The sequence below is a fragment of the Thermococcus thioreducens genome (assembly GCF_002214545.1).
In the GTDB taxonomy this organism is placed as follows: Archaea; Methanobacteriota_B; Thermococci; order Thermococcales; family Thermococcaceae; genus Thermococcus; species Thermococcus thioreducens.
The window spans coordinates 1,119,761-1,138,941 of sequence record NZ_CP015105.1; the positions used below are offsets into that span (position 1 = coordinate 1,119,761).

Annotated in this window: 21 protein-coding genes; 12 read left to right on the forward strand and 9 right to left on the reverse strand. The window is 53.2% G+C overall.

Annotated features, from left to right (window positions below):
* Position 1 precedes the first annotated feature (1 nt).
* The 3 genes from A3L14_RS06155 to A3L14_RS06165 form a co-directional block, all read right to left on the reverse strand.
* A complete protein-coding gene (locus tag A3L14_RS06155; protein ID WP_055429400.1) occupies positions 2-268 on the reverse strand; it encodes a hypothetical protein in 267 nt (88 codons plus the stop codon).
* A gap of 290 nt (positions 269-558) precedes the next feature.
* Positions 559-1,653: a DUF835 domain-containing protein gene (locus tag A3L14_RS06160; RefSeq protein ID WP_055429399.1), complete on the reverse strand. Its 1,095-nt coding sequence runs from the start codon at positions 1,651-1,653 to the stop codon at positions 559-561.
* Positions 1,654-1,659: 6 nt separating this feature from the next.
* Positions 1,660-2,718, reverse strand: a complete 1,059-nt coding sequence (locus A3L14_RS06165; RefSeq protein ID WP_074631211.1) for a hypothetical protein — start codon at positions 2,716-2,718, stop codon at positions 1,660-1,662.
* Positions 2,719-2,837: 119 nt separating this feature from the next.
* On the opposite strand from A3L14_RS06165, the gene A3L14_RS06170 reads away from it, so the two are divergent.
* Positions 2,838-4,121: a phenylacetate--CoA ligase family protein gene (locus tag A3L14_RS06170; RefSeq protein WP_055429398.1), complete on the forward strand. Its 1,284-nt coding sequence runs from the start codon at positions 2,838-2,840 to the stop codon at positions 4,119-4,121.
* A gap of 83 nt (positions 4,122-4,204) precedes the next feature.
* Positions 4,205-5,455: an HD domain-containing protein gene (locus A3L14_RS06175; RefSeq protein WP_055429397.1), complete on the forward strand. Its 1,251-nt coding sequence runs from the start codon at positions 4,205-4,207 to the stop codon at positions 5,453-5,455.
* On the opposite strand, the gene A3L14_RS06180 is transcribed toward A3L14_RS06175, so the two are convergent.
* Positions 5,448-6,404, reverse strand: coding sequence for a transcriptional regulator (locus A3L14_RS06180; RefSeq protein ID WP_055429440.1), 957 nt, complete (start codon positions 6,402-6,404; stop codon positions 5,448-5,450). The two genes, A3L14_RS06175 and A3L14_RS06180, sit on opposite strands and share 8 nt — an antisense overlap.
* A 44-nt stretch (positions 6,405-6,448) precedes the next feature.
* Here A3L14_RS06180 and A3L14_RS06185 point away from each other — a divergent pair, with 44 nt between their 5' ends.
* The 4 genes from A3L14_RS06185 (at position 6,449) to A3L14_RS06200 (ending at position 10,849) form a co-directional block, all read left to right on the forward strand.
* Positions 6,449-6,979, forward strand: coding sequence for a GNAT family N-acetyltransferase (locus A3L14_RS06185; RefSeq protein WP_055429396.1), 531 nt, complete (start codon positions 6,449-6,451; stop codon positions 6,977-6,979).
* A gap of 58 nt (positions 6,980-7,037) precedes the next feature.
* Positions 7,038-8,324, forward strand: coding sequence for a tRNA(Ile2) 2-agmatinylcytidine synthetase TiaS (gene tiaS / locus A3L14_RS06190; protein ID WP_055429395.1), 1,287 nt, complete (start codon positions 7,038-7,040; stop codon positions 8,322-8,324).
* Positions 8,325-8,361: 37 nt separating this feature from the next.
* On the forward strand, positions 8,362-9,735 hold the full coding sequence (locus tag A3L14_RS06195; protein WP_055429394.1) for an ATP-binding protein: 1,374 nt from the start codon (positions 8,362-8,364) through the stop codon (positions 9,733-9,735).
* A gap of 277 nt (positions 9,736-10,012) precedes the next feature.
* The gene (locus A3L14_RS06200) at positions 10,013-10,849 is read left to right on the forward strand and encodes a hypothetical protein (protein ID WP_074631210.1); all 837 of its coding nucleotides are present in this window, start codon (positions 10,013-10,015) and stop codon (positions 10,847-10,849) included.
* 79 nt (positions 10,850-10,928) lie between these two features.
* On the opposite strand, the gene A3L14_RS06205 is transcribed toward A3L14_RS06200, so the two are convergent.
* Genes A3L14_RS06205 through A3L14_RS06215 form a run of 4 tightly spaced genes read right to left on the reverse strand, consistent with a single transcriptional unit; the run spans position 10,929 to position 13,732 of the window.
* The gene (locus tag A3L14_RS06205; protein ID WP_157726983.1) at positions 10,929-11,411 is read right to left on the reverse strand and encodes a PIN domain-containing protein; all 483 of its coding nucleotides are present in this window, start codon (positions 11,409-11,411) and stop codon (positions 10,929-10,931) included.
* Entirely contained in the window at positions 11,365-11,598 is a 234-nt protein-coding gene (locus A3L14_RS11690) for a hypothetical protein (protein WP_055429390.1), read from the reverse strand. Before A3L14_RS11690 ends, A3L14_RS06205 begins: the two co-directional genes overlap by 47 nt.
* 40 nt (positions 11,599-11,638) lie before the next feature.
* Positions 11,639-12,649 carry a deoxyhypusine synthase gene (locus A3L14_RS06210; protein ID WP_055429389.1) on the reverse strand — a complete coding sequence of 337 codons (1,011 nt, stop codon included), beginning with the start codon at positions 12,647-12,649 and terminating at the stop codon, positions 11,639-11,641.
* Between the two features lie 36 nt (positions 12,650-12,685).
* On the reverse strand, positions 12,686-13,732 hold the full coding sequence (locus tag A3L14_RS06215; protein ID WP_055429388.1) for an FAD-dependent oxidoreductase: 1,047 nt from the start codon (positions 13,730-13,732) through the stop codon (positions 12,686-12,688).
* A gap of 170 nt (positions 13,733-13,902) precedes the next feature.
* Here A3L14_RS06215 and A3L14_RS06220 point away from each other — a divergent pair, with 170 nt between their 5' ends.
* Genes A3L14_RS06220 through hepT form a run of 6 tightly spaced genes read left to right on the forward strand, consistent with a single transcriptional unit; the run spans position 13,903 to position 17,928 of the window.
* Positions 13,903-14,709 (forward strand): SDR family oxidoreductase, encoded by an 807-nt coding sequence (locus tag A3L14_RS06220; RefSeq protein WP_198300082.1) that lies wholly within the window; start codon positions 13,903-13,905, stop codon positions 14,707-14,709.
* Between the two features lie 23 nt (positions 14,710-14,732).
* Entirely contained in the window at positions 14,733-15,365 is a 633-nt protein-coding gene (locus A3L14_RS06225; RefSeq protein WP_055429387.1) for an isochorismatase family protein, read from the forward strand.
* On the forward strand, positions 15,347-16,171 hold the full coding sequence (locus A3L14_RS06230; RefSeq protein WP_055429386.1) for an NAD(P)/FAD-dependent oxidoreductase: 825 nt from the start codon (positions 15,347-15,349) through the stop codon (positions 16,169-16,171). Before A3L14_RS06225 ends, A3L14_RS06230 begins: the two co-directional genes overlap by 19 nt.
* Positions 16,155-17,102, forward strand: a complete 948-nt coding sequence (locus A3L14_RS06235) for a radical SAM protein (RefSeq protein ID WP_055429385.1) — start codon at positions 16,155-16,157, stop codon at positions 17,100-17,102. Before A3L14_RS06230 ends, A3L14_RS06235 begins: the two co-directional genes overlap by 17 nt.
* A 45-nt stretch (positions 17,103-17,147) precedes the next feature.
* Positions 17,148-17,561 carry a nucleotidyltransferase domain-containing protein gene (locus A3L14_RS06240; RefSeq protein ID WP_055429384.1) on the forward strand — a complete coding sequence of 138 codons (414 nt, stop codon included), beginning with the start codon at positions 17,148-17,150 and terminating at the stop codon, positions 17,559-17,561.
* Positions 17,530-17,928, forward strand: a complete 399-nt coding sequence (hepT, locus tag A3L14_RS06245; protein ID WP_055429383.1) for a type VII toxin-antitoxin system HepT family RNase toxin — start codon at positions 17,530-17,532, stop codon at positions 17,926-17,928. The genes A3L14_RS06240 and hepT overlap by 32 nt, the downstream gene beginning before the upstream one ends.
* On the opposite strand, the gene A3L14_RS06250 is transcribed toward hepT, so the two are convergent.
* Entirely contained in the window at positions 17,925-19,067 is a 1,143-nt protein-coding gene (locus A3L14_RS06250; RefSeq protein ID WP_055429382.1) for an amidohydrolase, read from the reverse strand. The two genes, hepT and A3L14_RS06250, sit on opposite strands and share 4 nt — an antisense overlap.
* Between the last annotated feature and the right edge of the window lie 114 nt (positions 19,068-19,181).

Below are 19,181 nucleotides of genomic sequence, written 5' to 3' on the forward strand. Positions count from 1 at the left end.
GCTATGCCTCCTGGAGAAAAGACTCAAGATGGACGAACTTCAATATAGAGCGGACGTCTTCAGGAATATCCTCAAGCCTGCGGGGGTCTGCGAGCATCTCAAGTACCTCAATAATTTCCGTGGTCTCCCTTTTCTTCCTCTTCCTCGGGGGATATCCCTGCCATGGGGGATAGTACTTGAGGAGTATCACCCACTTGTTTCTTCCTGCGATTATCATGGTACCACTCATGTGAATCTTGTTCATGTTCTTAATAAATCTTTTCGGCATATTGACTCCACAGCTGGCAATGTTTTGACAAAATCTGGCTATGGCCCGCCCGTAACCCCCGCCCCCATCGGTGCCTCACGGCGATCTCGGGCGGGTTAACCCAGGCGGGCCTGGGCTGTACTCGGCCTGGGTTTCCCACGGTCATTGTGCTCCGTAACGCGGAAGGCCCTCCCGCGGGGACCTCGCTGAGGCCGAGCTGTAGCCCCCGCATCGCCCCCCGGTTCATTCTCCCCGGGGTCCTCGCGCAGGGGCAGTATGTGGTAGAAAAGAGGAGGTATATAAAGCTGTCCTCACTCCATGAGCTTCCTGAGCTGAGCGTAGAGCCTGTTTTCAAGGCTCTCCTTCTCAATAACGAGTATGAGAGTACCCTTATTGACTATAACAAAGTCCCTGAGCTTTGAAAGGAACTTCATGAGGCTCTCCCAGGAGTTGTAGACTGTCAGGTACTCAAGGCAGTCGATTACAATTACGCCCTGCTCTCCCATCCGGGCAGACTCTTCCAGATACTTGTACGAGAGTTCGGTCATCCTTGCAAGGTTTGTCGGGTTTATGGTGTTCTTGAACCTTCCCTGGAAAGGTATGGTCGTAACGAAGTAGTACTGCCACCCATCGGGAACCTGGGTAACGTCCCTGACGAAGGCCAGAACCGGCCTGTCCTTGAGTTTCTCCTTGAGCTTCTGGTATTCCTTACCATTGACCACTATAACACCCGGCTTAAGGTCAACGGGCTGCACAGTTTTGCCTTCTCGGGGCATGAAGAACTCCGATGAGGTGAGCTTTACCATAGCCACTACCATGCTTATTATGAGGGCAGTGGAGAGAGTGAAGCCTATAGCCTTGTACCAATCGGTGTTGCCGAAAAGTGCCGCAGGGATTAGGTGAACTCCAAACAGTATGATGCTGATATAGAGGTATCTGATGGCACTTTTATAAATCTCCACGGTCTCCCTAAGCAGAAGCCCTCCAGCTATGACAAAGATGCCGGTTATGCCGAGGGTAGCGGCGCTGGTTACTGACCAGACTGCATCCCCGGTGTAAATGTATACTCCAATCATATATATCATAAAGGCAACCGGCATCACTGCAAGCATTGAGAGAGTTCTGTACCTGACGGTTATCGACTCTTCTTCAAGGAACTTCACCGCTCCATAAAAGATGAGAGCAGAGAACGCCGGAAGAAGGAGCATGCCCACCATCTGAAACGTCGGGTTCGTGAGAACCGTCGAGAGGATCGCTAGAAAGTCAAACACCCATGCAAGAGAAAAGGCCAGGGCAGATCTCCGTCGGTTATGGAGGTATATACGGAATATCCAGCCTGCCGCCACCAAGTCCGCTATCAGAACCATCAACGCCTCAGCAAACACAATTGCCTGGATACCGTCCAACACAGTTCACCCCACTTTCCTTTCGGGGTCTCCGAACCCATCCCATTTAAACGGTCCGTGGGGGGGTGTTCTAAATGCCGTTTCATCCTCGAACTTAACGACTAAAACTTCGGGTCTGGCTATTATTATTGCAACCCGTCCGCGTTCATGACGCCTGACTATCCGGTATCCCCCGTCTCCGTGCTTCATGGGGAATATAATTGTGAACGGGTAGTTGGGATAGTACCAGAACCCCCCCTCCATGTGCACACCCACCAGATCCCCAAATAGATAATACCCATAAAGAGGTATAAGCTTTGTGCCTTCAAACTTTTCACGGAGCATCTCAAAGAAGGACTGATTTATACCAACCCCACTTATTATTGCCGTCTCAATGTTCTCGCTGTAAGGTTCGAAAAGCGCCATGAGCGGGGGTGCAGAGCGTACCGTGTTTATCCTGTCCTTCTCCATGACGCGGGCGGTGTATCTCACGAGCGGATTCAGTATCTTCAAAACCGCTTCCAGTCCCTGATTTTCATAAACTTTTTTTAGACCGTCCGTTTCCATGCCTATAAAGTACAGAACACCTCCGTAGCTCCATACGAGCTCGCTTATTTCCTCCTGGAACCATCCGTACGGGCCGTGGGCTATTGCCCTCATCTGGTGGGCATCGTTGTAAAGCTCGTCCAGACCGTAGATCTCGTCGAGGGCTTCCCTCAGATACCGGTGGCTTGCCAGGAGATACTCCCGATCCCAGTGCCCGATGGCCCTCTCCCGGGTCGTTCCGGAGGACTGATAAAACCTTATCCTGCCGGAGTATCCATCAGGCACGAATTCCAGCCAGTTGTGCCTGAGGTAGTCTTCGTCCACGATCAATCCAGAATTGAAAATCTTCTCGAAAACCTCCTCAAGTCCACCTTGAAAGATCTCATCGAGGTCGGGCCTCAGCTTCTCAGAAACCCTCCTCCAGTAAGGGGTCGCCCGCAGGTGAAAGTCGAAGACCTCCCGGAGGTACTCCACCAAATCAGCGCGGTCAACGCTCAGAGGGTCATCATAGAGTTTATCCAACACTTCCCCATAGTTCATGGGGTTAATTTAACCGGGACGGTATAAAAACCTTTCCTATTGGAATCCATCCAAAAATGGTTGGATAAACCCCAACAATTATATACTATGAATTCTATTTACTAGTTCGGTGAGCGTCCGTGACCTTGATTGTTGGAAGAACTGACAAAAAGGGGGTCGAGGATTTTAGGTACACCCTCAGCAAGAGCCTGGAAACGACCGAATTCTGGCAGGAGAAGTTCTCCGGAATCGATCCCGATGGGATAACCATCGATGACCTTGCTGCCCTTACTGATAGGGTGACGATAACGCCCCATGATCTCTACGATATTGGCAGGGTGTGGCCCGATTACATCCAGAGGGCTCAGGTATTCCATACCGTGATGCGGACGAGCGGAACAACCGGGAAGCCCAAGAGAATAGCCTACACCAGGGACGACCGCTTCCGAACAGCCCGGCAGGTAGAGCCGTGGATCAGGGAGTACATGGACAAAGGGGATAGAATCGCCTCGTTTTTCCCACCGCTACCATCTTCATCAGGAATGTTTGCCTTCGGGAGCTTTGAAGCGCTCAACGCAAAGTCCGCATACTACCAGATCCCCATCCAGTACCTGCTCGACAGGGAGATGCTCCTCAAAGAGCTCAACTACATCAAGCCCACCGCACTCTTCTGTCTGACGGCGACTGCCTACAATCTCGGCCTCGTTCTTCCGGAGTCCATAAAGAAGGACATCCAGACGATAGTGGTCGGCGGCGAGACACTTACCCCCGAGCTCGCGAGGGCGACCCTTGAGCTGTTTGAAAACGCCGTGATAATAGACAACTTCGGCTCGACTGAGGACGCCATAACCGGTTACCGTGTCATCACGAGGAAGAAGGCCACAAGGTTCAACTTCGAGGAGTCTATAGTCGTCCTCAAGGACAACGGCGACGGCTACGACGACTACAAGCGCATCTACATAACCAAGGTCATGAGGGAGGGAGAGCTTACCGGTCTGCCCCTATTCAACTACGACATAGGCGACCTCGCGAGGATCGAGAACGGCGAGGTCAGGAACATAATCCGCATTAAGGACGTCGTAACACTCGCGGGAGCCAAGCTCCACATCGATCAGGTGATGGAGATAGTCTACGACCATCCGGCCCTCCTCGACTTCGTGATAATCTACCACCCGCTCTCACCTGAGAACCCCAAGCCGAAGGCCGTACTCCGCGTCGCCTACAGCGGTGAAAAGCCGGCCGGAATAGAGGACGAGGTCAGGGAGCTCATCTACGAGGCCAACAACCCGGTTCGCTACGAGGTGGAGGAGTCCAAGCAGGCCGAGCTGATCATCGAAGCGGTTCCCATTGAGAAGCTCAGGGCGGACCTCCCGAAGAGGCTCGGCAAGACCAAGAGGATATACATCGTCGGCAAGGATCTCTGATTCTGCCGTTCTTTCCCTTCCAATTTTGTCACAATGCCGAAAATTTATATAAGACTCTTCTCAAACTTTCAGCGGTGGTGTTAATGGATGGGAAGATTATTCACGACGGCGTTCATGGCAGCATGAAGCTTACCGGCATTATCCTAGACCTTGTCAAGACCCCCGAGTTCCAGAGGCTCAGGAACATAAGACAGCTCGGCCTGGCCTACCTCGTCTACCCGGGTGCCAATCACTCCCGCTTTGAGCACTCCCTCGGAGCGTGGCACCTCGCCCGGAGGCTCTCGCAGGAAGTTGGTCTGGACGAGAGCGAGAGCATGCTCCTTCAGGTGGGGGCTTTACTCCACGACATCGGGCACGGGCCCTTCAGCCACACCTTTGAGAGCATCTACAAGCACTACGTGAAGGAGCGCGACCACATGCGCCTAGGCCAGGATATAATCCTCGGACGGATAAACATAACCGAGAGCGAGAACGGGGGAATGATCCCGGAGATAATAGAGCGCTACGACTACGACTTCACCCCCAGAGACGTCGCAGACCTGATCCTCGGAAAGCACGAGAAGCGCTACCTCGGTCAGATGCTCCACGGCGACGTCGACGTCGACCAGCTCGACTATCTGGTGAGGGACGCCCACTACACGGGGGTCGCCCACGGGATAATAGACCTTGAAAGGCTCATGAAGGTTCTGAGGGTTCACGACGGTGAGCTCGTGGTCGATGAGAAGGGTGTTGAAGCGGTCGAGGGCATGATGGTAGCAAGATCCCTCATGTACTCCCGCGTCTACTTCCACCACACGGTCAAGATAGCCGAAGGGATGCTGACCAGAGCTTTGGAGTTCGCCTTGGAGGAGGGCCACCTCTGGGACTTCTGGAGGATGATAGACTGCCGCGTCCTTGTCGAGCTTGAAGACCTGGAGGGCCTTCCTGCGGAGATGGTGAGGAGGGTAAAGTACCGCGAGCTTTACAAGGCCGCCGTTCTGGCGGGTGCCGATGAACTAAGCACCGAGGAGAAAAGGGAGCTCCTGACGGCCTACAGGAACGTTAAGCGCAGGCAGGAGATAGAGAGAACTCTCGCGGAGATGGTCGGCGCGAGGGAGGGGGAGGTCATTCTGGAGTTCAGCATAGCGGACCTCATGCTCAGCGAGCCGAGGCTCAAGGCGACTGAAATAAACGTCCTCCTGGGCAACGGGGAGCTTCAGCCGCTTACCAAGGTCACCCCACTTGCCAACGCCCTCAAGAGGAGACAGACACCACGCTGGGCAGTCCTTATAGCCGCGCCGAAGGAATACGTTCCAAAGGTAAGGGAGGTCTGGAGAAGAGTCATCTTCAGCTGAAGAGCTGCTTCTTTATTTCCTTCTTGAGCTCCTCAATCATCTCTATGAGCTCATCAGCGTCCCTGACCTCTTCAAGCCGCTCCTTCGGGATCAGGGGGACGTCGCCGACAATCTCGGTTCTCGCTTTCTCCAGTATGAAGACCCCGTCGCTGTTGATTATCCTGCTCACCTCGGTGACCATCTCGGCCCTCTTCACAGTCGAGCGGGTCTTTCTCTCGTCTATGCCCGTGAGGATGTTGAACTCATCCTCCTTTGACACTGCATTGAACGGTGCCTTCTTGACCTTGACGACACCGAGGCCGAGGCCCTTTAGGCGCTCGAATATCTCCCTCTCAAGCGGACTTTCGGGGATAACGTTGAGGTCTGCCTCCACAGTGGAGTGGAGAATGTCGATCGGCTCCGCAAGCGGCTCGTCAAACAGTTCCTCAAGCCGTATGGCGACCTCAAGGGAGACCGCCTGCTCGCCGCGCTCGTAGTTTATCAGGCTCTTGCGAGAAACTCCAAGGAGTTGGGCCAGCTCGTTCACGGAGTAGCCGTACTTCTCCCTCAGCTTCCGCAGTAGGGCACCGTTTATCCTTACGTAGAAGCCACCACGCTCGGCGAATATCGCCGGCAACTCGTTCTCGACGAGGACGTCGTATAGGGTCTCGGGCCTGAGCGCGTATATTCCAAACCTCTCGTAAACTACACCCTCTTCCAGCTCAGCGTTCTTCGTCTTCAGCCCGACTATCAGAGGAGACGCCTTGAAAAACTTGGAGAGTCTCTTTAAGTCTTCGGCCTGCTCCTCGGTGACGGTGTCTATGTTTGTGGCCACCTTGACGAAGAGCAGGAGGAGTAACCTGCTCGCCACTATGTCGAAGCACGAGCCCTTGAAGTCCATCCGTGCCGTTTTGTATCCCGTGCCCCTGAGTATCGCCTCAACCGTTCTGATGAGCCTTTCCCTGTCCATCATTTTTAAATACGCAAAGGGCTTAATAAAGTTAAGGTGTTCGCATGAGGCCGATAATCCTCAAGGGCAACCTCGTTTCCCTGGGCGTGCTCCTCAGAGAGGATTTGAAGCACGTCTGGCTCTGGTACAACGACAGGGAGGTTAGAAGGTACCTGTCGTATCCTGAGGAAGTGTTCTTCTATGAAGACGAGCTCGAATGGTACGAGGCCCTGAGGCGGGAGAAGAAGCACGAAAAGGTCTTCGCGATCATAGAGAACTCCTCGCGGTCCCCCGTTGGGCTCATAGGCCTCCACAAGATAGACTACCACAACAGCAGGGCAGAGCTCGGCTACTTCTTAGCCAGGGAGTACTGGGGCCACGGCTACGCCAGCGAGGCAGTAAAGCTCGCCCTCGACTACGCCTTCGAGTGGCTCAACCTGCGGAAGGTCTACGCCCACGTCTTTGAGACAAACGTGCCCTCCATACGGGTCTTGGAGAAGAACGGTTTCAGATTGGCAGGCCGCTGGAGGAAGCACCAGTACGTCCCGGGAGAGGGCTTCGTTGACGTGCTCTGCTATGAGAGGTTCAGGGAATAGCGGTCCACCTTGACGGAACTCCGGTTGATTTTTAAACCCCCTCCCTTTTCTCTCAACGATGAGGCTCCACATCGGAATCGACGATACAGACTCACCCAACGGCATGTGCACCACCTACCTCGGTGCCATCCTCTACCGCGAGCTTTCCAGGTTAGCCGAGCCCATAGACCTCCCCCGCTTGATCCGGCTCAACCCGAACATCCCATACAAGACGAGGGGCAACGGAGCGGTCGCGATGACCTTCGAGGTCGATGGGAAGCTGATCCCAGAAATCAAAGATACCGTCCTTTTCTACGTAAACCAGCTTTCCGACTTCACCCACGAGAACACCAACCCGGGAGTTGTCTTCTTGGAGGGGGATATTCCAGAAGAGCTCCGCGAGTTCTCGTTTAGGGCTTTGAGGGAGCACGTTACGATCGAAGATGCCGAAAGGGTCGCGAAAGATGTCGGGGCGGATGTCTTCAAGTTCAAGCTCGGCAGGGGAATAATCGGTGCCTTAGCTTCGATCGGCTACCCACTTAAGCGCTTCACCTACGAGCTGCTGGCCTACAGGGAGCTCAACAACTGGGGGACGCCGAGGAGGGTAAACGCCGAGAGCGTCTTTCTGGCCGACCGCTGGGGCTACCCCTTCACCTACGACAACGTTGACCCCTACAAGAGGAGCGTCCTCATAACCCCTCACGGCAAAGACCCCGTTCTCGTTGGAATCCGGGGGATTGATAAGGGAAAAGTCCTCCAGACCTTCGAGCGGGTTAAGTTTGGTGAACCTATCGCTTTCTACCAGCTCTACAAGACCAACCAGAACACTGACGACCACTTAACTCCTAAAAAAATTGGCGAGCTGAAGCTCTACGACAGCGCGGTGGTTAGGGGAACGGTGGTTAAGCCCTACTGGGAGCGTGGGAGGCACGTCTTCTTCGAGCTGGAGGACGAGACGGGAAAAATCAGAGTAGCGGCCTTCGAGCCGACCAAGAAGTTCAGGAACTACGTGAGGAAGCTTTTGCCGGGCGATGAGATTATCGCGGCCGGAGGAGTGAAGGAGCACGAGGGCGTTCTGACGCTCAACCTCGAAAAGTTCTATCCGGTGAAGCTCGTCCCCAAAATCGAGTACCGAAAGCCCAGGTGCCCGCGCTGTGGAGGGACGATGAAGAGCAAGGGCGACTACCTCAAGTGCAAGCGCTGCGGCTATAAGATGCCGAAGAAGCTCATTCCGGTTGAAGTCCCGCGCGAGCTGGAGAGGAAAGTCTATGAGGTTCCTCCCGATGCCAGGAAGCACCTGTCGAGGCCGCTCGTCCTGCCGGGTGGGGAAGATAGTATTCTGAAGCCTTTCAATCAAAAGGCTTAAGAATGATAATTGCCATTATCATAATGGTGATTATCATATGGGTCATTTTGTGGACAGGATAGAAGAGCTTAAAGCACTAAGGGAAAGAATCTCAAGCGATAATTTTGAGCTAATCGTCATCTATGGTAGGAGGCGCGTTGGGAAGACCCGTCTCGTCCTCGAAGCCGTGAAAGACGTTCCCCACGTTTACTACCTCGCCGTCGAGGGGGATAACCTGAGGCACTTCAGGGAGACTGCCGAGAGAGTTTTTCAGGAGGTGAGGTACGCCCGGGGAGACTGGGAGGGCCTTCTCCACGCCCTCAGAGGGAAAGTCATCGTTATTGACGAGTTTCCAAACCTGATAAAGGAAGACCCCACCGTTTTGAGCGTTTTTCAGAGGGCTATTGACACGGACCTTTCGGATTCAAAGGCAAAGCTAATTCTTCTTGGCTCTTCAGTGAGCATAATGACCGAGAAGGTTCTCAGCTACAAGAGCCCGCTCTACGGCAGGAGAACGGGCTCAATGAAGCTTAAACCCCTGAAATTTCTCCATCTACGGGAGTTCTTCCCCAATGCCGACTGGAAGGAACTCGTAGAGGTCTACGGCATGACCGATGGAATTCCTTTCTACATAACGCAGGTGAAGTTGCCCTTCTGGGAATGGCTTGATAGGGAGCTGAAAAACCCTGTAAGCTTTTTCCGCGATGAGGTTGATTTTCTGCTAAGGTATGAGTTTACGGAGACGAGAACATACCGGAGAATCCTTGAGGCGATATCTCTTGGCAAAACGACGCCAAAGGAGATAAGGGACTTCATCGGCATGAGACACTCGGACGTAACACCTTACCTCAGAAACTTAATCGAAACCGGGCTCCTTGTGAGGGAAGTCCCAATAACTGAAAAGTCTAACTCAAAGAGGGGTCGCTACTACCTGGCCGACAACTTCCTCGCTTTCTGGTTCCGCTTCATCTACCCGAACCTCTCAGCTATAGAGGAAGGCATCTTTGATGTTGAAGAGATTAAGAGGGATTACAGCCACTACCTCGGCCAAGTATTTGAAAAAGCCGCCAAACAGTTTTTAATCGAGCTTAACAGGGTTCAGAAATTACCCTTCCGCTTCACTAAGATCGGGCGGTGGTGGAGGAAGGGCGAGGAGATTGACCTCTTAGCGTTGAACGAACGTGAGAAGAAGGCTCTGTTTGTGGAAGTTAAGTGGAAAGAGCTAAGCGAGAAAGATGCGAGGGGAGTTTTGAGAGACCTTGAGAGGAAAAGCGAGCTTGTGGAGCTTGAGAGCTGGGAGAAGAGCTATGGGATCGTTGCTAAGGTAGTGGAGGGCAAGGAGGGGCTTAGGGAAAAAGGATGGCTCGTCTGGGACTTGGAGAATTTCGAAAGGCTTATCACTTCTGAAACCCAAATTCAGAGAGGGGCATAACAATGGTACTCACGCGGAAGAAAACAGGAATAGTAGTGGTGAAAGAAAAAAGAGATTCAGAACGGTAAAGAGGAAGGAACAGGTAGATGTATACACGGCACCCACAGGGCGCAACAGCACAGTATTTGCCGAAATTGCCCAGATCGCCGCAGGATTGCCTGACCTGCACCCAACACACACTGGGCCAGCGATGGAACCAATTTTATATCAGAAAGAGACACACCAACAGAGGTAGGATACGATTTTCTGATAGGCCTGCTCACTGGGTTGGCAAGAGATGGCGTCGGCGGCGCACACAAACCACGTAGAGTCCCGCTTCCACAACATACTCAAGGAAATCGGTGAAGAAGTTGGAGAAATTCGTGGTTTAAGTGACATAAGACCGTTAGAGGACGTAACGTACCAAGAAGTGAGTATGGGCATAAAAGTGCCGAGGTTCAAGGACTTCATCCAGAAGCACAGAGAGAAGGTAATCGAAGAGATGACAGATGCTATCTACACAGCCTACAAAACGAGGGGAAGGATCATAGACAAAGAGAAAATCAGAAAGGCTGTAGAAAATGCTATCGAGATTTCCGACAAACTTGCGCATAACATATTCGATAACCGAGCAGATCCGTACTGGATCGCCGTTAATCACTACAAAAACCTGTATGACCAACCGCCGCCAGGCCAGCTGACTGGAATATTTGACGGACTTCTCCGAGTACCGCGGGAAGAGGTGCTTGAAACAATAGGAGATCGCATAATCGAGCTGAAGAAGGTATTCCCAAACGTCGTGAAACCAGAGGAAGTGTATGGCGATCTATGGTACGAATTCCTCAAGAAGAAAGGAATTGATCCAAAAACGCTGGAACCGATTGGGAAGAAACCAAAATTCCCTGAGGAGAAGAAAACCGCCACCTTTACCGAGCTTCTCGCCATAGCAAAGGCCCTCAAATACGCGGGATTCTCAAGTGAAGCGATAAAGCGAGCGGAGAGAGACTTACTTAACAGGCTCGATGGGCTTCTCGAAAACCCCGAAGAAAACGCCATCGAGATAGCCTATACGGTCAAGCTCCTCAGGCTCGTCCAGAGGAAGGAGATAAAGAAGATAGCGGAGTTCGCTAAGTGAGAGAACGGGAGAAGTTCTACTTTAACGTCTGTACTCCCCTGCAAGGGGATTTAAAAGGAGTTTGCAGTGAGGATGCAATCTATCTAATGACCTCAATCGCGTTAATGCCCTCAAAGTCAGAATCAAAAGTCGCTATCCTTGGAATGCCGTGCTTTATGCAGGTCGCGAGAATCGTTGCATCGCTTGGCAGGAGACCGTACATGGCAACAACTTCTTTTATTATTTCGGCTCTATCTTCATCGGGGAGGATATCAATCCCAGCATCCCCGATGAGACCTAAGACCATGGAAAACGCCGTTTCAATCAGTTTTAAACCATCTGTAGTCTTGACGAATCGCTTTACATCGTAGATGTTAGAAATTCCGCGTTTCTCTTTGGCGAGCTTCCTAAAAGAGACGTAAACTGCTTCGTTGATTGAAATCGGAGAAATGACCAGCTCGTCTTCTGAAGTCAGTATGCCCCTCGCTCTTGGAGTTAAGGATGTCGTGAAAAGAAAGTTGTAGATGATGTTGGCGTCAATGTATGTCCTCAAAGCCCTCAGCCTCCAGAGCGTAGGTGTCAAGCTCCTCAACGGAAGCCTTTCCGAGTATTCCCATGTAGCTCTCAACGGGAAGTTTCTTACGTTTTTTCTTTAATTTTAATTCAAGGTAGATTCGAAGGGCTTCAAGCTCAAGCTCTCTTTCAATGGTCCGTTTGGTCTCCTCACTAACCTTACCGGGTAGTTTCACGCGAAGGGTTACCTCTTCCATACTCCCACCGCTCTTAATTTGGGGTTCATTAGATATAACCCTATCCCTTCATCACCTTCCACACCAGCAGCGGGAAGACGAGCGTCGCGTCGGCCCATATCTCGACGTAGTCGGCCTTAGCCCTTATCTTGCCCCAGCTTACACCTTCGTTCGGCGGTGCACCGCTCAGCGAGCCGTCCCAGGGAATGGCAGTGGTAATGTATATCGCGTAGTCTGTTCCACCCCGGAAGAGGTTGGCGTTTATTATCGCGTGCTTCGGCAGGGACCCTCCGAGGATTATCGAGGCGGTCTCCTTCGCTGTGACCGCGAGGTTGTTGAGCTTCACTATATCGTTGGCGATATCAATGATCAGCTCCCTGTCACCGCGCTCCTCCTTGAAGAAGTAGAGCATGTCCCCTATCGAGCCGTCGGTTATTGCCGGGCAAAAGATAGGGACGTTCCGCCTGTAAGCCCAGTAGATTACGCTTTTTTCTTTCTCCTTCCCGAGCTTCTCGTCCATGTATCGACCCATCTCGTGGATAAACTCGCTCGCCGTCATGGGCTTTCCAGCTTCGCGCTCCATCTCAAGGATTCTCTCGAAAAATGGAATCATGTACTTCTCGAACTCGATGTAGCGGTCGTTGGGCACGAAGATGTTGCCTATCCTGTTTATACCCTTCTCGCGCATTAAAGCGTCGTTTACCCCCCAGTCGCCGAGGATGAACGGCTTTAGGGCCTTTATGAAGTCCTCCTCAACGCCGCCGGCCGTTGTTACGATGACGTCCACCTTGCCCTCCTTCACGAGCCACGCGACCAGCTCGCGCAGGCCGGAAGAGATTATGTTGGAAGTGTAGCCGAGGAAAACACGGACTTCCTCACCTTTAGCGCGCTTCTCCTCTACCTTTTTCCATATCTCTATCGCCCTTCCGAGATGCGTTGCCTGAAAGCCTATGCGCTCGTAATAGTCCAAAACTTCCTCAAGGCTCGAAACCTCATCCAGCCAGGGGCCCTCAATAGGAAGCCCCTCGACCTCTTCACTCTCCTTTAGCACTATGTCCTTCGGCTCGGTCATGATAGTGGGTTCAGGGAGAGGGCGTATAAACTTTGCTCAGCACTTACCGCTGAGAACCCCGGCTATAAGCCTGCCAGTCATAGCAACGGGAAAGACCCTGCGCGGTGCCTTCCTCAGGAGCCACTCCTCTATCCTCTCAGCGGCGGCCCTTCCCTCCCTCATGGCGGTGCCTATGTTCCTCGGGGTTATGACGTCACCGGCGAAGAATATTCCCGCCTCCTCCAGCACCCTTTCGCTGGCGCAGACGATCTCTTTTATTGGACTCGTGGGAAGCTGGCCGATGGCATAAACAACGGCGTCCGCGTCAAGGACAAAGCGCTCGTCCGTCGTCACGACGCTCCCCCCGACTATCTTTGTTTTAGCGAATTCAACGCCCTCTACTTTTTCCTCCCCCAGTATCCTGACGGGAGTCGCGTGCTCTATGAACTCGACGCCCTCTGCGATGAGCTTCCTTATCTCGGCCCTAGCGTAGCTGTGCTCGAGGGAGCGGCGATAGGCCATGGTTATTTTTTCCGCACCCAGAAGACGACCCTCCATAGCGACGTCAACTGCCGTGTAGCCGGCTCCGATCACTACGAGATGCTCCCCCTTAAGGTCAGGGATTCTTTCCCAGGAGTAATAGCCTATGCGGGCCATCTTTATGCCGTGGAGCAGGCTGAGGGCGTCGTAGACCCCCGGGAGCTCAACACCAGGAACCTTCAGTTTCCTCGGACGCCAGGCACCGGTCGCTATCAGAAGGGCATCGAACTCGCTTAGAAGCTTTTCAAGAGAAACGAAATGTTCGGCCCATTCGTCACCAAACTCTCTTGGTGAATCATAAACCACCTTAGTCCTGAAGTGAAAGCGGACACCGAGCCGCTCAAGGGCCCTAACACCATCTCTGACGGCCCGTATTGGAATCCTGGCCTCCGGAATTGCAAAGGCCACCATCCCTCCCCCTTCTGGCATCTTGTCGTAGACATGAACCTCGTAACCCCTGCATGCAAGGTATCCTGCGGCGCTGAGTCCGGCGGGCCCCGCTCCTATGACGGCCACTCTAAACGGCTTTGGTTCGTGCGCCTCCCTGCATGTGTAGAACCTCACGCCATCACCCCCAAAATTTTTCAAGAAATCTGTCTAAAACCGAAGGTTTTGCACTTTAATTTATTTTCTCCAGAAGTGCTGACGACGAGACGAATTAGGTTATCCTAATTCGGGTAATCTTTGTCAGAATGACAGCCAACGTTTATTAATCCCGGGACAAAGAAACGATCATGAGCGTGGAGATAGACCTCAAGGGCCTGGGTGTGATAGTCACGGCCTCATCGCGCGGTATAGGCCTCAACGTTGCAAGGGAACTGCTGAAGAGGAACGCGAGGGTCGTTATAAGCTCCCGAAACGAGGAGAACCTGAAGAAGGCGCTGGATGAGCTTTCGAGCTACGGCGAAGTTTATTCCATTAGGACCAACCTTTTTGACCAGCACGATCTTGAGAACCTCATAAAAGAAAGCTGGGCGCTCCTTGGTGGAATCGACGCCCTCGTATGGAACGCTGGAAACGTCCGCTGTGAACCCTGTCTCCTCCATGAGGCGACCTATGTAGACTGGATTGAGGCTTCGGCCCTGCATACGGTCGCCCCTGGCTACCTGACGACCCTCCTCGTTCAGGCATGGCTTGAAAAGAAACGTCGGGGTGTTCTCGTTTACCTCAACTCCGTCTCAATAAAGGAACCCATGCCACCTCTCATTCTGGCCGACGTAACGCGGGCCGGTCTCGTTCAGCTGGCGAAGAGTGTTTCGAGAACCTACGGAAAGCACGGAATAAGGGCCTACTCCGTCCTCCTTGGTAGCTTTGACACGCCGGGAGCGAGGATGAACCTCAAGGCGGTTGCAGAGGCGAGGGGCGAGACCTTTGAGGAGACCTGGGAGCGGGAGGTGCTCGGCAGAACGCCCCTCCACAGGACGGGAAGGTGGAGTGAGCTCGGCTCGCTCATTGCGTTCCTCCTGAGCGAGGAAGCGGAATACATGCTCGGCTCGACAGTGGTCATAGACGGCGCGATGACGAGGGGGATAGACATTTAAGGCCACCCTCCCTTCTCACACCCATGAAGGAGGACTACTTCACCGGAGAATTTATAGTCGACATGAGGGAGATGTATTTTAGACTCAAGAAATGGGAGAAGGTCAAGCCGTTCCGAAAGGCGGCGGTTCTGGCGATAGACCTCCAGGCATATTTCCTCAGGGCAGAGAGCAGGGCGTTTCTACCTTCCGCGCCGCGCTTCGTACCGAGGCTGGTGGAGTTTTACAGGGAGGCAGAGAGGCTCGGAGTCCCGATAATCTTCACTCGCCACTTCCACCGGGACGACATAATGACCCTCTGGTGGGGCGGCGATATGCCAAAGGACAACCCGTTGAACGAACTTCTTGAAGAGTTCAAGCCCTTCACCGGAACCGTCATTGAGAAGAAGACCTACAACGCCTTTCACGGCACTAACCTTGAGGGCCTGCTGAGGGGGCTTGGAGTCGAGACGGTCATCGTAACCGGCGTCATGACTCACCTCTGCTGCGAGACAACCGCCCGGGAGGCCTTCGTGAGGGGCTTCAACGTGATTTTTCCAGTCGATGGGACGCTGACCCAGAACAGGCTCTTCCACGAGGCGACGCTCAGAAACCTTTCCCACGGCTTCGCGGTTACGCCGCTCCTCTCGGAGGTGTTGGAATGGCTCTCGTCGGAATAATCGGGGCCGGAGTCGGAGGCATAGCGACGGCCGTCCAGCTGGCGCGCTACGGCATTGAGAGTGTAATTTTCGAGCGCGACCGGATAGGTGGACTCATAAGGAACGCCTACTCCGTGGAGAACACCATGTTCTTTCCCGACGGAATCAAAGGCGAGAAGGTCGTCAAAATTCTTGAGGAGTACGTGAAAAAGTACGACCTGAAAATCCTCTACCAGGAAGTCAAGGCCGTGAGAAAAGCTGGTGGGCAGTTTGAGGTCGAAACAGAGGAAGGGACTTACCGCTTCAAGTACCTCGTGGTTGCGACGGGGACGAGGCCGAGAAAGCTTCCCTTCGAGGGGATAGTCTACCACGTCGCCGAAGTCCCGAGGCGGCACTACGGAAGGGTTCTCATAATCGGCGGCGGCGATGTGGCCTTTGACTACGCGTTAACAGTGAGCGAGACCAGCGACGAAGTAATAATCCTCATGAGGAGCGAGCCGAAGGCCCTGCCCTACCTGCAAAAACTCGTGAAGAGCCGGCCAAACATCAGGACGCTGATGGGACAGGTTAGGGAAGTAAGACCCATAAACGGGAGGGGAAAGCTTTTAGCCAGGACCAGCGCTGGCGACTTTGAGGTTGACCTGATCCTTGGGGCCATCGGCAGGGTTCCGAACATCGAACTTGTGGAGGGCATGAAGGACGATAACCTTTTCCTGGTCGGGGACGTTAAGAACGGAATCTACAGGCAAACGGCCCTGGCCATAGCCGATGGAATCAAAACCGCGATGGTGATATGGAGGAGGGAGAGGTATGGAGATATTGAGTGAGGTTGGAGACCCCAACGTTGCGGTGGTTTATATAGGAAAGACCTCCAGGGGGAACATCGTCGAGTTCGTCGAATCGGTTCCCACCTACAACCCAGCCGAGAAGTGGGTGCTCATAGTCTCATCGCTCAACGGCTGTCCCGTCGGCTGTAAGATGTGCGACGCGGGCTTCTTTTACAGGGGAAGGCTGAGCGTGGACGAGCTGATGGAGCAGATAGAGTATCCAATCCAGAAGCGCTGGAACGGAAAGCCAAAGACCAGGAAGTTCAAGGTGCAGTTCGCGAGAATGGGCGAGCCGAGCTTCAACATGGCGGTGATAGAGGCGATGCGCATTTTGGGCGAGCGTTACGAGAACTTCTACCCCTCGCTCTCAACGATAGCCCCGATCGGGACGGACAGGTTCTTCGAGGCACTGCTGGAGCTGAAGAAGGAGGCCTTTCCGACCAACTTCCAGCTCCAGTTCTCGATACACTCGACCAATCCCGAGCAGAGGGACGAGATAATTCCGGTCAGGAAGTGGGACTTCGAGAAAATCGCGGAGTACGGTAAAGCTTTCTACGACGATGGCGGCAAGAAGATTACGCTCAACTTCGCCCTCGCGAGGGAGAATGAGGCCGATGCAAGCATCATAGCTGAGTACTTCCCGAAAGAATACTTCCTCATCAAGATAACGCCGCTCAACCCGACGGTGAGCGTGCTAAAGAATAGGCTCACCAACGACGTTGACCTTGAGACCGGCCTTCCGATGAAGCACAGGAAGTTCGTGGACGATTTAAGGAGGCTCGGCTACGACGTCATTATATCGGTCGGCGACACGAGGGAGAACCTCATCGGCTCGAACTGCGGCCAGTACATCCTCAGGTTCCTCAAGGAGCGGCCAGAGCTTAGAGAAGCCTACACCTTCGCGAGGGGGTTCGATTTCAGGGTGAGCTGACGAAAGGCTTATCTTCTTCTTTGTCTCAGTTTATACGGTGGTTCAATGAAACTCATGGCAGGGCTCCGCAGGGACTTCCAAGAGTTCAAAGACTCGTGCATGGGGATTCTCCTCTACGGATCCCACGCTAAGGGCGATGCTACAAGCAGAAGTGACATCGATGTATGCCTCGTTAAGCCAAAACCCGGCGTATATGGGGAAGTCCTCCAAAAACTCGGTGGAAAGTACGATATCAAAGTCTTCGAGGAGCTTCCGCTCTACCTCCAGATCGAGGTTATCAGGAACCACAAAGTAATTTACGGCGACGAGATTGAACTGTCGGAGTATTTCTACCGCTTCCGAAAGCTGTGGAAGGACATGGAGCACAGGATAAAGGAGAACCGGTTTGAGAGCGTGAGGGAGAAGATAAGACTCAGGAGGCGTGCCCGTGAGAAGGCAGAGGTACTTAGAGAAGCTTGAGAGGTTTGAGGAGGAATACGAGTTCATAAAGAGCCATGAAATGAAGGACGATGTTACCCAGAGGGCCCTCTTTTATTCCCTTCAGCTCTGTGTGGATATCGCAATGGACATCGTTGCAATGCTTGTTAAGGACTTGGGCATGACCGTTGAAGATGATTATACAAACATCGAGCGACTTAGAAAGGCAAAAGTTATATCCGAAGGTGAAGCAGGACTTTTGAGGGCGTACAACGGACTTAGAAATGCCATTGTTCACAAGTACGACAGACTTAACTTTGATGCTGTGAGGGAAGGCCTCAGCAGAATTGATGGATTATATGAGATTGTTATAAAGCTCGTGGAAAAGTATGAAAAGCTGGAAGACTAAAGCTCCGCCTCGTGAATCAGCTCGCCCTCCGCGAAGACGTGCGTCGGGTAGTTCTCAAGGCTGAAGGGGTCGCCGTTCCAGACGACGAGCGAGGCCCACTTGCCCTTCTCTATGCTTCCAAGCCTGTCGTCAACGCCGAGTATTTTCGCGTTGTTGTGGGTGATTATCTTTATCGCTTCCGCCTTGCTCATGCCGAGCCTTATGAAGTGCCTGAGCTGGAGGTAGAGGTTGGCCTGAAGCGTGACAGGGTGGTCGCTCATGAGGCCGAAGAGGGGTTTTACCTCGAGCAGGTAGCGGGCGTTTTTCCAGTCCTCGTGCTTGAGTTCGACCTTGTAGGGGAGGCTGTCAAAGGGGCCATAAACTACCGGAACGCCTTCAGCCTTAATCTTCTCGAAGGTCTCCCTGCTGTGGACGTCGCCGGCATGCTCGATTGTAATCCGCAGTCCGAACTTCCTCTTTATCATGAGGAGCGCCGCGATGTCGTCCTCCTTGTGGACGTGGACGCGGAGCGGGACTTCGCCCTTGAGGACTGGTATGAGTGCCTCGACGGTCGGCTCGACCTCCTCCGGCTCTTTCTTGCCCTTCTCGATGAGCGCTATTGTCTTCTGGGTCTTTATGAGCCAGTTGAGCAGGATTCCTATCGCGCCCATCCTCGTGCTCGGCCTCGTCCCCTTCCACTCCTTGGTGGAACGCGGGTTGTAGCCGAAGGCAGCTTTAACGCCGGCGTACTGTATGAAGGCATCCTCTATGTCGCGTCCGTAGTTCCTTATGAAGACCGCCTTTCCGCCGATTATGTTTCCGCTTCCCGGCAGAACTGACGAGTAGAGAACACCGAACTCTATCGAGTGTTTGAAGGCCTTGTCGTCCATGTAGATCGAGTAGAGGGCATCAACGAGCGGAAGAACCGCGTCCATCTGCTCGTTGGCTTCGCCCTCCTGGTAGGGCTCTCCGTAGCGCTCCATTCCTATGTGGCTGTGGCCGTCTATGAACGCGGGTGTAACAACGCCCTCGGCTATAACTTCGGCTTCCTTCGGCTTTTCCTTCGTTACATCAACTATGTTCCTATCAAAAACGACGTACACATCCCTGAGAACGTTCCCCAGACCGTCGTAGAGAATGGTGGCTTTAACGGCCTTCATGGTTGTCACCACTTAAGAGTCCGCCCGAACGTTTAAATGCCTGTCGATGATGCAATTGCAGAATTAGATGATTATAGAATTCAAGAACTTCACAATATCCACCTATTGGCAAAG

Coding starts and splice junctions, on each gene's coding strand:
- A3L14_RS06235 (WP_055429385.1), top strand. CDS start 16,155: ATGGAGATATTGAGTGAGGTTGGAGACCCCAACGTTGCGGTGGTTTAT.
- A3L14_RS06180 (WP_055429440.1), bottom strand. CDS start 6,404: ATGGACAGGGAAAGGCTCATCAGAACGGTTGAGGCGATACTCAGGGGC.
- A3L14_RS06250 (WP_055429382.1), bottom strand. CDS start 19,067: ATGAAGGCCGTTAAAGCCACCATTCTCTACGACGGTCTGGGGAACGTT.
- A3L14_RS06195 (WP_055429394.1), top strand. CDS start 8,362: ATGGGTCATTTTGTGGACAGGATAGAAGAGCTTAAAGCACTAAGGGAA.
- A3L14_RS06225 (WP_055429387.1), top strand. CDS start 14,733: ATGAAGGAGGACTACTTCACCGGAGAATTTATAGTCGACATGAGGGAG.
- A3L14_RS06200 (WP_074631210.1), top strand. CDS start 10,013: ATGGCGTCGGCGGCGCACACAAACCACGTAGAGTCCCGCTTCCACAAC.
- A3L14_RS11690 (WP_055429390.1), bottom strand. CDS start 11,598: ATGGAAGAGGTAACCCTTCGCGTGAAACTACCCGGTAAGGTTAGTGAG.
- A3L14_RS06230 (WP_055429386.1), top strand. CDS start 15,347: ATGGCTCTCGTCGGAATAATCGGGGCCGGAGTCGGAGGCATAGCGACG.
- A3L14_RS06240 (WP_055429384.1), top strand. CDS start 17,148: ATGAAACTCATGGCAGGGCTCCGCAGGGACTTCCAAGAGTTCAAAGAC.
- A3L14_RS06175 (WP_055429397.1), top strand. CDS start 4,205: ATGGATGGGAAGATTATTCACGACGGCGTTCATGGCAGCATGAAGCTT.
- A3L14_RS06165 (WP_074631211.1), bottom strand. CDS start 2,718: ATGAACTATGGGGAAGTGTTGGATAAACTCTATGATGACCCTCTGAGC.
- A3L14_RS06210 (WP_055429389.1), bottom strand. CDS start 12,649: ATGACCGAGCCGAAGGACATAGTGCTAAAGGAGAGTGAAGAGGTCGAG.
- A3L14_RS06220 (WP_198300082.1), top strand. CDS start 13,903: ATGAGCGTGGAGATAGACCTCAAGGGCCTGGGTGTGATAGTCACGGCC.
- A3L14_RS06155 (WP_055429400.1), bottom strand. CDS start 268: ATGCCGAAAAGATTTATTAAGAACATGAACAAGATTCACATGAGTGGT.
- A3L14_RS06185 (WP_055429396.1), top strand. CDS start 6,449: ATGAGGCCGATAATCCTCAAGGGCAACCTCGTTTCCCTGGGCGTGCTC.
- tiaS (WP_055429395.1), top strand. CDS start 7,038: ATGAGGCTCCACATCGGAATCGACGATACAGACTCACCCAACGGCATG.